Annotated in this window: 14 protein-coding genes; 13 read left to right on the forward strand and 1 reads right to left on the reverse strand. The window is 65.3% G+C overall.

What is annotated here, in order from left to right; translation table 11 throughout:
* Positions 1 to 49: 49 nt before the first annotated feature.
* Positions 50 to 1,108 (reverse strand): polysaccharide deacetylase family protein, encoded by a 1,059-nt coding sequence (locus QJT82_RS26075; RefSeq protein ID WP_028340515.1) that lies wholly within the window; start codon positions 1,106 to 1,108, stop codon positions 50 to 52.
* Positions 1,109 to 1,276: 168 nt separating this feature from the next.
* Here QJT82_RS26075 and QJT82_RS26080 point away from each other — a divergent pair, with 168 nt between their 5' ends.
* The 13 genes from QJT82_RS26080 (at position 1,277) to phoB (ending at position 13,318) form a co-directional block, all read left to right on the forward strand.
* Positions 1,277 to 2,671: an OmpA family protein gene (locus QJT82_RS26080; RefSeq protein ID WP_028340516.1), complete on the forward strand. Its 1,395-nt coding sequence runs from the start codon at positions 1,277 to 1,279 to the stop codon at positions 2,669 to 2,671.
* A gap of 2 nt (positions 2,672 to 2,673) precedes the next feature.
* Positions 2,674 to 2,970, forward strand: a complete 297-nt coding sequence (locus tag QJT82_RS26085; RefSeq protein WP_028340517.1) for a hypothetical protein — start codon at positions 2,674 to 2,676, stop codon at positions 2,968 to 2,970.
* Between the two features lie 108 nt (positions 2,971 to 3,078).
* Complete coding sequence (locus tag QJT82_RS26090; RefSeq protein ID WP_028340518.1) at positions 3,079 to 3,669, forward strand: TetR/AcrR family transcriptional regulator; 591 nt, start codon at positions 3,079 to 3,081, stop codon at positions 3,667 to 3,669.
* Entirely contained in the window at positions 3,666 to 4,574 is a 909-nt protein-coding gene (locus tag QJT82_RS26095; RefSeq protein WP_028340519.1) for a haloalkane dehalogenase, read from the forward strand. Before QJT82_RS26090 ends, QJT82_RS26095 begins: the two co-directional genes overlap by 4 nt.
* A gap of 18 nt (positions 4,575 to 4,592) precedes the next feature.
* Positions 4,593 to 4,820, forward strand: coding sequence for an Rdx family protein (locus QJT82_RS26100; RefSeq protein WP_028340520.1), 228 nt, complete (start codon positions 4,593 to 4,595; stop codon positions 4,818 to 4,820).
* Between the two features lie 334 nt (positions 4,821 to 5,154).
* Entirely contained in the window at positions 5,155 to 6,210 is a 1,056-nt protein-coding gene (locus tag QJT82_RS26105) for a lysylphosphatidylglycerol synthase domain-containing protein (RefSeq protein ID WP_026192163.1), read from the forward strand.
* An 84-nt stretch (positions 6,211 to 6,294) separates the two neighbouring features.
* On the forward strand, positions 6,295 to 7,608 hold the full coding sequence (locus tag QJT82_RS26110) for an ATP-binding protein (protein ID WP_028340521.1): 1,314 nt from the start codon (positions 6,295 to 6,297) through the stop codon (positions 7,606 to 7,608).
* Between the two features lie 135 nt (positions 7,609 to 7,743).
* Entirely contained in the window at positions 7,744 to 8,754 is a 1,011-nt protein-coding gene (gene pstS, locus QJT82_RS26115; RefSeq protein WP_028340522.1) for a phosphate ABC transporter substrate-binding protein PstS, read from the forward strand.
* A 229-nt stretch (positions 8,755 to 8,983) separates the two neighbouring features.
* Positions 8,984 to 9,973 (forward strand): phosphate ABC transporter permease subunit PstC, encoded by a 990-nt coding sequence (gene pstC, locus QJT82_RS26120; protein ID WP_028340523.1) that lies wholly within the window; start codon positions 8,984 to 8,986, stop codon positions 9,971 to 9,973.
* 4 nt (positions 9,974 to 9,977) lie between these two features.
* Positions 9,978 to 10,823: a phosphate ABC transporter permease PstA gene (gene pstA, locus QJT82_RS26125; RefSeq protein ID WP_035631484.1), complete on the forward strand. Its 846-nt coding sequence runs from the start codon at positions 9,978 to 9,980 to the stop codon at positions 10,821 to 10,823.
* The gene (gene pstB, locus QJT82_RS26130; RefSeq protein ID WP_016844065.1) at positions 10,820 to 11,638 is read left to right on the forward strand and encodes a phosphate ABC transporter ATP-binding protein PstB; all 819 of its coding nucleotides are present in this window, start codon (positions 10,820 to 10,822) and stop codon (positions 11,636 to 11,638) included. The genes pstA and pstB overlap by 4 nt, the downstream gene beginning before the upstream one ends.
* A gap of 107 nt (positions 11,639 to 11,745) precedes the next feature.
* Positions 11,746 to 12,462, forward strand: coding sequence for a phosphate signaling complex protein PhoU (phoU, locus tag QJT82_RS26135; RefSeq protein ID WP_016844066.1), 717 nt, complete (start codon positions 11,746 to 11,748; stop codon positions 12,460 to 12,462).
* A 145-nt stretch (positions 12,463 to 12,607) separates the two neighbouring features.
* On the forward strand, positions 12,608 to 13,318 hold the full coding sequence (phoB, locus tag QJT82_RS26140; protein WP_016844067.1) for a phosphate regulon transcriptional regulator PhoB: 711 nt from the start codon (positions 12,608 to 12,610) through the stop codon (positions 13,316 to 13,318).
* Positions 13,319 to 13,532: the final 214 nt, after the last annotated feature.

The raw sequence follows: 13,532 nt of genomic DNA on the forward strand, positions 1-13,532 counted from the left end.
TCAGACCGAAATTGGGTTGCGCCGAGTCGGGATGGAAACGGGAAACGCGTTACGCCGCGTCGATGCGGCGGAAGCCGTTCCACACCGCGGTGGCGGCGCCTGAGGTCAGCACCGGCAGCAGGCGCGCGTCCTGGTAATTGCCGTTCAGCGAGACCCGCTGCAAGGCGGTGAGATGGTCGGCGCTTTCGGGAAACAGCATGCCCGGCCGCGTCGTCACCGCGGTCCGAAAGCCGATCGACCGGGCGAGGGCGAATTCACGCCGCCCGGCGGCGATCCGGTCGCCATAGGGATAGGCGAGATGCAGCGCCGGCCGCTGCAGCGCATCCTCGATCCGCGCCCGGCTGGTCGCGAGCTCGAACGATGCGATGGTCTCGCTCTGCCTGGCGAGATTGCAATGGGTGATGGTGTGCGCGCCGATCGTCACCAGCCGGTCGTCGGCGAAGCCGCGCAACTCGTCCCAGGACATGCAGAGCTCGCGCGCGATGCCGGTCTCGTCGACGCCGTGACGGGCGCACAGCGCTGATATCTCGGCCTGCATCGCCTGCTCGCCGGGCAGTGAACGCAGCCAGTCGTGCATGCGGCCGAAAGCAGTACGCTTGGCCTGCGCTGTCGCGGTGTCGATCCGCGTCATGGTGCCGTCGATCGGCACCTCGATCGCAGACGCCGCCGCGATCACCCGCTCCAGCGCGATCCACCACAATCTGCCGCAGCCCTCGGCGAAATCGCTCGCGACATAGACCGTGAACGGGGCGCCGAACTCGCGCATCACCGGCAGCGCGAAATCGCGGTTGTCGCGATAGCCGTCGTCGAAGGTAAAGCAGGCGAAGCGTCGCGCGAAATTCCGTTCGCTGAGACGGCGATGCGCCTCGTCGATGCTGATCACGTCGACGTCGAGCGCGCGCAGATGCGTCAGCATCGCGCGCAGGAAGTCCGGCGTGACCTCGAGATGATGGTTCGGCTGGAACGCATCGCCGCGCCGCGGGCGGACGTGATGCAGCATGAAGATGGCGCCGACGCCGGCGAAGATCGGCCGCAGCAGGATATGCGCACCCGAGAAATACAACGCCTCCATGCCGGCACGGATCACGGTGTTGCGGAGTTGTTTCATGAGGGCGCGGGCCGGCCGATTTGCATTCCGCGGCAAACTTAGCGAAAGACCACTGAAGAAACTGTTATCCCGGTCCGACATGGCGCCCCCGCCATGGGCGTCATTTGGGGTTTGACAGTCAGCCAAGGGTTTGTTTTCTCTCTGGTTCCCGACCCCGCAGGACGCTGAATGCACGGACTTTTCAAGTGGAGTAGCAAGTGGTGGCCGGGGGTGATTCCACTGGTCGTGCTTTGGGGTATTGCGGCCTGGATCAGCACCACAACGGTCGAAGCGGACCTTGCCGCGCGCTCTAATACCGCACTGAAGGACACTGTCCTCGACAAGCGCCGCATCAGCGTCGACGGGCGCGACGTGACGTTCGCGGCCAACGCCTTCTCCGAAGACGGCCGCCTCAGCGCGGTGGCGTCGGTCGAAGCCGTGCCCGGCGTGCGGCTGGTCAACGACGAGACCCGCCTTGTTCCCGAAGCCAAGCCCTTTGTCTGGTCTGCCGAACGCGACGTGGTGCGGGTCACGCTCGGCGGCAATGCGCCGCTGCCGTCGAGCAAGGGCAAGTTGACCGAGGCCGCGAAGGCCAGTCTCGGCGGCGTCGAGGTGGTGGATCAGATGGTGCTCGCCCGCGGCGCGCCGTTGCGGTTCGACGCGGCGGCGCTGCTGTTGCTCGACCAGATCGGCAAGCTGAAGGAAGGCAAGATCACGCTGACCGACAACAAGGTTGCCCTCGCCGGCATGGCGCGCGAGCTCGGCGGACGCGAAGCGGTCGCCGCGGCGCTGAAGAACCTGCCGGAAGGCTATTCGATCGCCGCCAACGACATCAAGGCGCCGCCTTACGTGTTCCAGGCCTACAAGGACCCGGTCGCGGTGACGCTGACGCTGACCGGCTACGTGCCCGACAACAACGTGCATGCCGCGCTGGTCGCCGCCGCCGGCCGCAAGTTCTTCAGCGAGAAGGTGGTCGATAATCTCAAGGCCAGCATCGGCGCGCCGTCGGGTTTCGCGGCCGCGGTGGTGCCGGCGCTCGGCGCGCTGTCGCGGCTGTCGACCGGAACGCTGGTGGTATCGGACCGCGAGGTGAAGCTGTCGGGCGATGCGCTCTACGATGCCGCCGCCGGCCAGATCCGCGACGGGCTCGGCAAGGATTTTCCGCAGGGCTGGCAGTACAAGGCCGAGGTCACGGTCAAGCCGGCGGCGGCCCCGGTCGATCCCACGGTGTGCCAGCAGCTGTTTTCCGAAATCCTCTCAAAGGGCAAGATCCGCTTCGAGTCGGGGAAGGCCGACATCGTGCCGGATTCCGCCGGCCTGCTCGACCGCCTGATCGAGACCGCGCTGCGCTGCCCCAATGCGACGATCGAAATCGCCGGCCATACCGACAGCGACGGCGAGGAGGCCGCCAACCAGGCGCTGTCGGAGCGGCGCGCGCAGGCCGTGGTGGATTACCTCGTGCGCGCCGGTCTGCCTGCCAGCCGCTTCACGCCGATCGGCTACGGCAGCACGCAGCCGCTGGCCGGCAACGAGAATGAAGACGGCAAGGCGCAGAACCGCCGCATCGAATTCGTGGTGAAGTAGCGATGACCGTGCTCGCGACATTCTTCTGGGGTTGGCTGCTCGGCGCGGCGCTGCTCGGCTTCTGCATGGGCTGGATCGCGGTGGTGCATCGGGCGCAGGGCGTCTCGAAGGTGTGGATGCGCTGGCTGGCACTGCTCGCCGCCGCGCTGGTGGCGGCGTCGTTCGCGCGGATCGTGCCCGGCCGGTTCGGCTACTGGCTCGATCTCTTCCTGGTCATGTTCGCGCTCTATCTCGTCGGCTGCGCGATCGGCTCCTGGCTGCGCGACTGGGTGGTTTCGCGCAGCAAGCCCGCGAGCTAACCTCAACCTCTTGATCCGGCGGGCCTGAGCGGCGTCGCCAAGCGCAGGGCGAGCCGCATTCATTTTAGCGCTTGACATTAATACGTACGTACGTATTAAATCGCAGCCATGCCAAAACCCTCTCTCCGCGATGCCATCCTCGACGCCGGCCTGAAGGAAATGTTCCGGACCGGCTATCACGGCACCAGCGTGCGCGACGTCACCGCCGCCGCCGGTGCGCCGCAGGGCTCCTTCACCAACCATTTCCGCTCGAAGGAGCTGTTCGCGTCCGAGGTGCTCGACCGCTACTTCCTCTATGTGCGCGGCCTCGTCGCCGAAGCGCTGGGCGACACGACGCTGGCGCCGCGCGAAAGGCTGAGAAGCTATCTCGATCTGATCACCGGCAAGCTCACGCATGACGGTTTCACCCGCGGCTGCCTGATCGGCGATTTCAGCCTCGAGGCGTCGGGCTCCAGCGAGATGCTGCGCGAGCAGCTCGACGACATCTTCCGGGAATGGCGCGCGCCGTTTGCCGCCTGCATCGCCGAGGCTCAGGCCATGGGCGAGATCGCCTCCGACTTCGATCCCGATCAGCTGGCCGATTTCCTGCTCGCATCCTGGCAGGGCGCGATGCTGCGCATGAAGGTCGAACGCAGCGAAGCGGCGCTGACGCGTTTCAAGACGATCGCATTCCAAACCGTGTTCAAGGAGTTGCCATGACCATATCCGCCGATATCAGCCTGCATCATCGCGCCGTGCTCGGGAGCACGATGGCCTATCGCGAGACCGGCCGCAGCGACGCGCCGCATGTGCTGTTCCTGCACGGCAATCCGACGTCGTCCTACATCTGGCGCAACATCATGCCGCTGGTCGCCCCCGTCGGGCATTGCATCGCGCCCGACCTGATCGGCTACGGCCAATCCGGCAAGCCCGACATCAGCTATCGCTTCTTCGACCAGGCGGACTATCTCGACGCGCTGATCGACGAACTCGGCATCGCCTCGGCCTATCTCGTCGCCCAGGACTGGGGCACGGCGCTTGCCTTCCACCTCGCGGCACGCCGTCCGCAACTGGTGCGCGGGCTCGCTTTCATGGAGTTCATCCGCCCGATGCGCGATTGGTCGGACTTCCACCAGCACGACGCCGCGCGGGAGACGTTCCGGAAATTCCGCACGCCGGGCGTGGGCGAGGCGATGATCCTCGATAACAATGCGTTCGTCGAACGCGTGCTGCCCGGCTCGATCCTGCGCACGCTCAGCGAGGAGGAGATGGCCGCCTACCGCGCGCCGTTTGCGACGCGCGAGAGCCGCATGCCGACCTTGATGCTGCCGCGCGAACTGCCGATCGCGGGCGAGCCGGCCGACGTTACTCAGGCGCTCACGGCGGCGCATGCCGCGCTCGCGGCATCGACCTATCCGAAGCTGCTGTTTGTTGGGTCGCCCGGGGCGCTGGTGTCACCGGCCTTTGCCGCCGAATTCGCCAAGACGCTCAAGCATTGCGCGGTCATTCAACTCGGCGCGGGCGGGCATTATCTGCAGGAGGATCATCCGGAGGCGATCGGCCGCTCTGTGGCCGGCTGGATCGCCGGCATCGAGGCCGCCTCCGCGCAGCGCCATGCCGCATGAGAGCAAAGAGGGCGCGACATGAGGAATGTCTCGATCACCTATTGCCGGCCGTGCGGCTATGAGAAGCGCGCGAAAGAGGCCGCGGCGCTGTTGCGCGAGCGCCTTGGCGTCGATGCGACGCTGATCCCCGGCAAGGGCGGCATCTTCGAGGTCAAGCTTGGCGACGAGGTTGTCGCCAGGCGCGCCAAGGGACATTTTCCCGATGCCGCCGAGATCGTCGCCGCGGTCACGGCCGCGCGGGATTGACGATCAGCCGAGCGCCTGTCGGCTGGCTAGCGGAAGATCATTCTCTATTCGGCCGTGCCGGTGCTTCACCGTAGTTTTCCGGATGGCCTTGCGGACCGTTCGGCGGGCTAACTGCGCGCACGCGCATGTCAAGTCTTGTCGAAGGCGGCGGGAAACGCGCATATTTGTGCACCCGCTGTCATGAATCATCCGTAATATCTTGAAGATGCGCGTTTTATTGTCTTTTGACGAATTCCACTCCGGTTTAAAACGCGCTACACGGGCCAGGGCACAGCGAAGCGCCGGCGGAGTTCGCCCGGGAGCCGTCGTCGCGGGATCGCAATTCGAGGTCTAGATGCTGGAAGCAATACGCAGGGCGATGGCGTTTCTGCGCCAGAAGCAAATCCTGCATCGGCTGGGTGTTGTCATCAGCATCGCCGTCATCGGCATCGCCTGCTACGTCCTGTATCACATGCTGCGCGGCATCGACACCAACGAGGTGCTCGAGGCCATCAAGAGCACCGAGCCGCGGCAGATTGCCCTGGCGGGACTGTTCGTCGCGGCGGGCTACTTCACGTTGACCTTCTACGATCTGTTCGCGGTGCGCGCGATCGGTCACGCCCATGTGCCCTACCGCATCAACGCGCTCGCGGCCTTCACCTCCTACTCGATCGGCCACAATGTCGGCGCCAGCGTCTTCACCGGCGGCGCGGTGCGCTACCGGATCTATTCGGCGTGGGGGTTGAACGCGATCGACGTCGCCAAGATCTGCTTTCTCGCCGGCCTCACCTTCTGGCTCGGCAATGCCGCGGTGCTCGGGCTCGGCATCGCCTACCACCCGGAGGCCGCCGCCAACATCGACCAGTTGCCGCCCTGGCTCAACCGGGCGCTGGCATTCGCGATCATCACCGCGCTGGTCGCCTATGTGGTCTGGGTCTGGACCCAGCCGCGGGTGGTCGGGCGCGGCCCCTGGACGGTGACCCTGCCGGGCGGTCCGCTGACGCTGCTGCAGATCGCGATCGGTATCCTCGACCTCGGCTTCTGCGCGCTGGCGATGTACGTACTGGTGCCGGACGAGCCAAATCTCGGCTTCGTCGTGGTCGCGGTCATCTTCGTGTCGGCGACCCTGCTCGGCTTCGCCAGCCACTCCCCCGGCGGCCTCGGGGTGTTCGACGCCGCCATGCTGGTCGGCCTCTGGCAGATGGACCGCGAGGACCTGCTCGGCGGTATGCTGCTGTTCCGGCTGCTCTACTATATTGCGCCGTTCGTCATATCTGTAATCTTGCTGACGTTTCGGGAGGTTATCGTCGGCGCCCGACTCAAACGGCTGCCGCAGGCTGATTCGGGTCCCCGCGCCGAGCCGCACCATGAGGCGGTTCTGGTTCGCAAGCGCGGTGACTCCGGGGTCTGATGAAGCGGCCCGATGCCTCCCGAGGGAAGGTCGCTATGACCGCGCCTGGGCGAGACATGAACCGACGGGATGAAAGCCGCCGCGATGGCAGTTGACGATTCGCATTCCTCCATCTTCTCGCCCTGGCCCGACCGGTTGCGCCACTCCGCGCTGATCCTGCTTGCCGCAGCGCTGGCGTTGAGCGTGGTGGTCGCGCTCGGCGAATTGTCGCTGGTGCGCGCCTGCGCCGTGTTCGTCTGCATCGCGGCCGCGGCGCTGGTGCCGTGGCGGCTGCATGATGCCGGAACCTCGCGCGAGGATGTCCGCGGCGTCAATCCGGTTGAGGCCGCTGCGGTCAGCGCGGTCGTCGCCGGCATGCCGGACCCGGCCGTGCTGCTCGATCGCGCCGGCCGCGTCATCCATCTCAACACCGCCGCGGCGCAGCTCGCGCCCGCGCTGCGCAAGAACGAACTGGCGCAATTTGCCCTGCGTTCGCCGGAGATCATCACCGCGCTGCGCGAGGCGATCGCGACCACCGAGCCGCGCCGCGCCACCTACACCGACCACGTTCCGGTCGATCGCTGGATGGAACTGGTGATCACGCCGGTGCCGGTGCCGACCCAGTTCGGCGGCACCGAGAAATGCATGCTGATGACCTTCCACGATCTGACGCCGCTGCGCCGGGTCGAGGAGATGCGCGCCGACTTCGTCGCCAATGCCAGCCATGAGCTGCGCACGCCGCTCGCCGCGCTGTCTGGCTTCATCGACACGCTGCAGGGGCCGGCGCGTGAGGACGCACGGGCGCGCGAGCGCTTCCTTGGCATCATGCACACCCAGGCGACCCGCATGGCGCGGCTGATCGACGACTTGCTGTCGCTGTCGCGGGTCGAACTGTCGGCCCATGTACGGCCCGAGGCCTCGATCGATATCGTGCCGATCATCCGCCAGGTGGCCGACGGGCTCGAGGCACTGGCCAGCGAGCGCCAGGTCGAGATCGAGGTCGATTTGCCTCAGGCCCCGGTCATGATCGCCGGCGACCGCGAGGAACTGCTCCGCCTGTTCGAGAACCTGATCGAGAACGCTCTCAAATACGGCGCCTCCGGGGGCCGCGTCATAGTGTCGCTGAATCAGGCCGTTTCGGGCGCATCGGGCGAGGGGACCCCCGAAATCCGTGTCATGGTACGGGATTTCGGCCCCGGCATCGCCCCGGAGCACCTGCCGCGACTGACCGAGCGCTTCTACCGGGTCGACGTCGGCGACAGCCGCAACCAAGGCGGAACGGGCCTCGGATTATCGTTGGTGAAACATATTCTTAACCGTCATCGCGGGCGTCTTTTGATCGAGAGCGTGCCCAAGAACGGCGCCACTTTTACCGCCTGTTTTCCCCGCCCGAAGACCCCGTTACCAACCCAAAGCTAAGCGTTTTCAGCTGGTTAGCGCTGTCATCCAACTGTCATCCAACCTTCGTAAAAGCAGCACCGACCGCTCCTAGATGGACCGGCGTGAGCGCGATCGGGCGCATTCGGCGCTTCGCTCACTGGATGGAGACAACCCATGAATTTCATCAAAGCAATCGTCGCAGCCGGCATGATCGCCGCTTCGACGTCGGCCTTCGCTGCCGATATTACCGGCGCGGGCGCGACGTTTCCGTTCCCGATCTATTCGAAGTGGGCTGACGCCTACAAAAAGGAGACCGGCAACGGTCTGAACTACCAGTCGATCGGCTCCGGCGCCGGCATCAAGCAGATCCAGGCCAAGACCGTGACCTTCGGCGCCACCGACGCGCCGCTCAAGCACGAGCAGCTCGAGAAGGACGGCCTCGTCCAGTGGCCGATGGTGATGGGCGCGATCGTCCCGGTCGTGAACCTCGAAGGCATCAAGCCGGGCGACCTGATCCTGTCGGGCGAAGTGCTCGGCGACATCTATCTCGGCAAGATCACCAAGTGGAATGACGCGGCGATCGCCAAGCTCAATCCGAAGCTGACCCTGCCGGGCGATGCGATCACCGTCGTGCGCCGTTCGGACGGTTCGGGCACCACCTTCAACTTCACCGACTATCTCTCCAAGTCGAACGCCGACTGGAAGTCCAAGGTCGGTTCCGGCACCGCGGTCGAATGGCCGGTCGGCGTCGGCGCCAAGGGCAACGAAGGCGTTGCCGGCAACATCAGCCAGACCAAGAACGCGATCGGCTATGTCGAATACGCCTATGCCAAGCAGAACAAGCTGACCTACACCGGCTTGGTCAACAAGGCCGGCAAGACCGTGCAGCCGACCATCGCTGCCTTCCAGGCCGCCGCCTCGAACGCCGACTGGGCCAAGGCTCCCGGCTACTACGTGATCCTGACCGACCAGCCGGGCGAAGCCTCCTGGCCGATCACCGCGGCGACCTTCATCCTGATGCACAAGGACTCGACCGACAAGGCGGCCTCGCAGGAAGCGCTCAAGTTCTTCAAGTACGCCTTCGAGAAGGGCGACAAGGCGGCCGAAGAGCTCGACTACATCCCGATGCCGGACTCGGTCGTCAAGCTGATCGAAAAGACCTGGTCCTCGGACATCAAGAGCTAAGTCCGACGTTGCGACAGGACCTGTGCCGACCCGATCGCGGCACAGGTCGAGCGACCAAGACCCGGTCTCCATCACCGCGGCAACAAGCGCGGGATCGAGGCCGGGGTTCGCGCCTCAAGGGGCGTGGCTGGAACGACGACGCCCGGCCAAATGCGTCAGTGAAGATCGCTTCGGGGCGTAGCGGTTTGCGTGGCTTTTGCATACTAAAGAGGGGATTGGCGTGGCAGACATGGCTGTTCAGAGCGATGTGATGGAAGCCGCGGGACCTTACGATCGCGCCAAGGCCCTCAGCGCCTTCAAGCTCGGTGACCTCACCTTCTATTGGATCACCCGCATCTCGGCGATCTCGGTTCTGTTGATCCTCGGCGGCATCATCCTGTCGCTGATCGTCGGCGCCTGGCCGGCGATGAAGGAATACGGCTTCGCCTTCCTGTGGACGCAGCGCTGGGCGCCCTCGGCCGATCCGCCGGTGCTCGGCGCGCTCGGCCCGATCTACGGCACGCTGATCACCTCCGTCATCGCGATGATGATCGCCATTCCGGTCGGCATCGGCATCGCCGTGTTCCTCACCGAGCTCTGCCCGCAAGTGCTGCGCCGCCCGATCGGCATCGCGATCGAGCTGCTCGCCGGCATCCCGTCGATCATCTACGGCATGTGGGGGTTCTTCGTGCTGGGCCCGTTCCTGGCCAACACCTTCCAGCCCTTCATGATCCGGATCTTCGAAGGCGTCCCGGTGCTGGGCGCGGTGTTCGCCGGTCCGCCGTCCTATCTCAGCCTGTTCAACGCCGCGCTGATCCTTGCGATCATGGTGCTGCCCTTCATCACCGCGATCTCGGTCGACGTGTTCAAGACCGTGCCGCCGGTGCTGAAGGAAGCCGCCTACGGCATGGGCTGCACCACTTGGGAAGTCGTCCGCAACGTCGTGATCCCCTACACCCGCGTCGGCGTGATCGGCGGCATCATGCTGGCGCTCGGCCGCGCCCTCGGCGAGACCATGGCGGTGACCTTCATCATCGGCAATTCGTTCCGCATCTCGTCGTCGATCTTCGCGCCGGGCACCACGATCTCGGCGGCGATCGCTAGCGAGTTCGCCGAGAGCGACGGCCTGCATCAGTCCGGCCTGATCCTGCTCGGCCTGCTGTTGTTCGTGCTGACCTTCTTCGTGCTCGCCGGCGCGCGGCTGATGCTGATGCGGCTTGAAAAGAAGGCGGGGAAGTAACGCCATGAACCCGATCTACAAATCCCGCCGCCGCAGCGACATCGTCATCCGCGCACTCTGTGTCGGCGCGGCGCTGTTCGGCGTCACCTGGCTGGCGCTGATCCTGATCACGCTGGTCTATAACGGCCTTGCCGGCCTCAGCGTGCAGCTGTTCACCCAGAACACGCCGCCGCCCGGCTCGACCGAAGGCGGCCTGCTCAACGCCATCGTCGGCTCGCTCATCATGACGGTGATCGGCGTCGGCATCGGCGCGCCGCTCGGCCTGTTCGCCGGCACCTACCTCGCCGAATACGGCAAGCACGACAAGCTGACCTCGGTGATCCGCTTCATCAACGACATCCTGCTCAGCGCGCCCTCGATCATCATCGGCCTGTTCATCTATGGTGCGGTGGTGGTGCCGATGCGCGGCTTCTCGGCGATCGCAGGCAGCCTCGCGCTCGCGGTGATCGTGATCCCGGTCGTGCTGCGCACCACCGAGGACATGCTGCTGCTGGTGCCCAATCCGCTGCGCGAGGCCGCCTCCGCGCTCGGTCTGCCGCGTTCGCTGGTGATCAAGCGGATCGCTTATCGTGCCGCGCGATCGGGGCTGATCACCGGCGTGCTGCTGGCGACCGCCCGCGTCGCCGGCGAGACCGCGCCGCTGCTGTTCACCGCGCTATCGAACCAGTTCTTCAGCCTGGATCTGACCAAGACGATGGCCAACCTGCCGGTGACCATCAACAACTTCGTGCAGAGCCCCTACGCCTACTGGAAAGAGCTGGCGTGGAGCGGTGCGCTGCTCATCACATTCACCGTGCTCGCGTTGAATATCGGCGCGCGTATCCTTGGTGCCGAAAGGGCCGCAAAATGACCGAGCTTTCCGTCTCCACGACTGCCGCGGGCCACGTTCCCCAGGTTCCGCTGCCGGAAGCGCCGCCGAAAGTCACGGTGCGCAACCTCAACTTCTATTACGGCGAGCACCACGCGCTGAAGAACATCAACCTGACGCTCGGCACCAACCGCGTCACGGCGTTCATCGGCCCGTCCGGCTGCGGCAAGTCGACCCTGCTGCGCATCTTCAACCGGATGTATGACCTCTATCCGGGCCAGCGCGCGGTCGGCCAGCTGATGCTGGACCAGACCAACATTCTCGACCCCAAGCTCGACCTCAACTTGCTGCGCGCGCGGGTCGGCATGGTGTTCCAGAAGCCGACGCCGTTCCCGATGACGATCTACGAGAACATCGCCTTCGGCATCCGCCTCTACGAGAAGATCTCGAAGTCCGAGATGGACGACCGGGTCGAGAAGGCGCTGCGCGGCGGCGCGCTGTGGAACGAGGTCAAGGACAAGCTGAACGCCTCCGGCCTGTCGCTCTCCGGCGGCCAGCAGCAGCGCCTGTGCATCGCGCGCACCGTGGCGGTGCGCCCCGAGGTGATCCTGTTCGACGAGCCGTGCTCGGCGCTCGACCCGATCTCGACCGCCAAGGTCGAGGAGCTGATCCAGGAGCTCTCCGAGGACTACACGATCGCGATCGTCACCCACAACATGCAGCAGGCGGCGCGCGTCTCCGACAAGACCGCCTTCATGTATCTCGGCGAGCTGATCGAGTTCGACGACACCAACAAGATCTTCACCTCACCGAGCGATCGGCGCACCCAGGACTACATCACCGGCCGGTTCGGTTGACCGGCGCATGATCCGGAAAAGTGGAAACCGGTTTTCCGATCAGGTCATGCTAAAATTCAGGACACGAAACCATGATCCCCGGGATCATGGTTTGAGGGAGACAAGCGATGGCTTCTGAACATACCGCCAAGGCATTCGACAGCGACCTGCAGGAGTTGACCCGCCTGGTCGCCGAGATGGGCGGCCTGGTCGAGCGGATGATTACCGAGTCGGTCGACGCGCTGATCCGTCGCGACGTCGCGCTCGGCAAGCGCGTGGTCGCCGCCGACATCGAGATCGACAATCTGCAGCGCAACATCGAAGAGCGCGCGGTGCTGACGATCGCGCGCCGCCAGCCGATGGCGATCGACCTGCGCGAGATCGTCAGCGCGATGCGCGTCGCCACCGACCTCGAGCGGATCGGCGACCTCGCCAAGAACATGGGCAAGCGCGTCGCGGCGCTGGAGAGCGATTTCCAGCCGCTGAAGTTGATCCGCGGCCTCGAGCACATGACCGACCTCGTGCTGTCGCAGGTCAAGTCGGTGCTCGACGCCTACGCGGCGCACGACCTGCCGGCCGCGATGAACGTCTGGAAGGGCGACGAGGAGGTCGATGCGATCTGCACCTCGCTGTTCCGCGAACTGCTCACCTACATGATGGAAGATCCGCGCAACATCTCGTTCTGCATCCATCTGATGTTCTGCGCCAAGAACATCGAGCGGATCGGCGATCACGCCACCAATATCGCAGAGACCGTGTTCTACATGATCGAGGGCCAGCAGATCACCGACAAGCGCCCGAAGGGGGACATGACCACTTTTGCCACCACGGTGCCGGGCAACTGAGGCATGATCGGCAAGCGGGGAACCGGCAAGAGCGAAACTGGATGATCCTCGCGACAAATCGTTTCCGCGGGGACTATGCTCAAGGAAGTAAGCGTTTCGGTTTGCGTCTGGGCAACGGATCACCACAGAGAAAGAACTTAAACCGATGAGCGCACGCATTCTGGTAGTCGAAGACGAGGAAGCGCTGACGACGCTGTTGCGCTACAACCTCGATGCGGAAGGCTACGATGTCGAGACGGTGGGGCGCGGCGACGATGCCGACACGAGGCTGAAGGAGCGCGTTCCCGACCTCGTGGTGCTCGACTGGATGCTGCCGGGCCTGTCCGGCATCGAACTGTGCCGCCGCCTGCGGGCGCGGCCCGAGACCAAGCAGCTTCCGATCATCATGCTGACCGCGCGCGGCGAGGAAAGCGAGCGCGTGCGCGGGCTTGCCACCGGCGCCGACGATTACATCGTCAAGCCGTTCTCGGTGCCGGAACTGCTGGCGCGGGTGAAGGGCCTCTTGCGCCGCGCGAGCCCCGAGCGGCTTGCGACCGTGCTGACCTATGGCGACATCGAGCTCGACCGCGAGAAGCGCCGCGTGGCGCGCTCCGGCCGTCCGATCGATCTCGGGCCGACCGAGTATCGCCTGCTCGAATTCTTCCTCGAACATCCCGGCCGCGTGTTCAGCCGCGAGCAACTGCTCGACAGCGTCTGGGGCCGCGACATCTACATCGATGAACGCACCGTCGACGTGCATATCGGCCGCCTGCGCAAGCTGCTCAATCCGGGCCGCGAGCAGGATCCGATCCGCACCGTGCGCGGCGCCGGCTACGCGCTCGACGACCGCTTTGCCAAGGCCGAGCCGCAGCCGTAATGGCCGTTGCGGGATTCATATCCCGTAGCACGGTGTCGTCCCGGCCTAGTGCGCAATTGCGCACGGGAGCCGGGACCCATACGCCGCGGCCGGCGTAATCGGCACGGGGCCAGACGGCTTTCTAACAACACGCATTAGTGGTTATGGGTCCCTGTGTCTTGGAAGTCTGTCAGGATGAGGGTGGGCGGGAAGCCGTTGGGTCCTTGGCGCTTGA

This window comes from Bradyrhizobium sp. Mp19, from assembly GCF_029952935.1.
Lineage (GTDB): Bacteria > Pseudomonadota > Alphaproteobacteria > Rhizobiales > Xanthobacteraceae > Bradyrhizobium > Bradyrhizobium elkanii.

What these genes read in the sequence shown, in the direction of transcription:
- QJT82_RS26075 (WP_028340515.1), bottom strand. Translation starts at nt 1,108, where the DNA reads ATGAAACAACTCCGCAACACCGTGATCCGTGCCGGCATGGAGGCGTTG.
- QJT82_RS26080 (WP_028340516.1), top strand. Translation starts at nt 1,277, where the DNA reads ATGCACGGACTTTTCAAGTGGAGTAGCAAGTGGTGGCCGGGGGTGATT.
- QJT82_RS26085 (WP_028340517.1), top strand. Translation starts at nt 2,674, where the DNA reads ATGACCGTGCTCGCGACATTCTTCTGGGGTTGGCTGCTCGGCGCGGCG.
- QJT82_RS26090 (WP_028340518.1), top strand. Translation starts at nt 3,079, where the DNA reads ATGCCAAAACCCTCTCTCCGCGATGCCATCCTCGACGCCGGCCTGAAG.
- QJT82_RS26095 (WP_028340519.1), top strand. Translation starts at nt 3,666, where the DNA reads ATGACCATATCCGCCGATATCAGCCTGCATCATCGCGCCGTGCTCGGG.
- QJT82_RS26100 (WP_028340520.1), top strand. Translation starts at nt 4,593, where the DNA reads ATGAGGAATGTCTCGATCACCTATTGCCGGCCGTGCGGCTATGAGAAG.
- QJT82_RS26105 (WP_026192163.1), top strand. Translation starts at nt 5,155, where the DNA reads ATGCTGGAAGCAATACGCAGGGCGATGGCGTTTCTGCGCCAGAAGCAA.
- QJT82_RS26110 (WP_028340521.1), top strand. Translation starts at nt 6,295, where the DNA reads ATGGCAGTTGACGATTCGCATTCCTCCATCTTCTCGCCCTGGCCCGAC.
- pstS (WP_028340522.1), top strand. Translation starts at nt 7,744, where the DNA reads ATGAATTTCATCAAAGCAATCGTCGCAGCCGGCATGATCGCCGCTTCG.
- pstC (WP_028340523.1), top strand. Translation starts at nt 8,984, where the DNA reads ATGGCTGTTCAGAGCGATGTGATGGAAGCCGCGGGACCTTACGATCGC.
- pstA (WP_035631484.1), top strand. Translation starts at nt 9,978, where the DNA reads ATGAACCCGATCTACAAATCCCGCCGCCGCAGCGACATCGTCATCCGC.
- pstB (WP_016844065.1), top strand. Translation starts at nt 10,820, where the DNA reads ATGACCGAGCTTTCCGTCTCCACGACTGCCGCGGGCCACGTTCCCCAG.
- phoU (WP_016844066.1), top strand. Translation starts at nt 11,746, where the DNA reads ATGGCTTCTGAACATACCGCCAAGGCATTCGACAGCGACCTGCAGGAG.
- phoB (WP_016844067.1), top strand. Translation starts at nt 12,608, where the DNA reads ATGAGCGCACGCATTCTGGTAGTCGAAGACGAGGAAGCGCTGACGACG.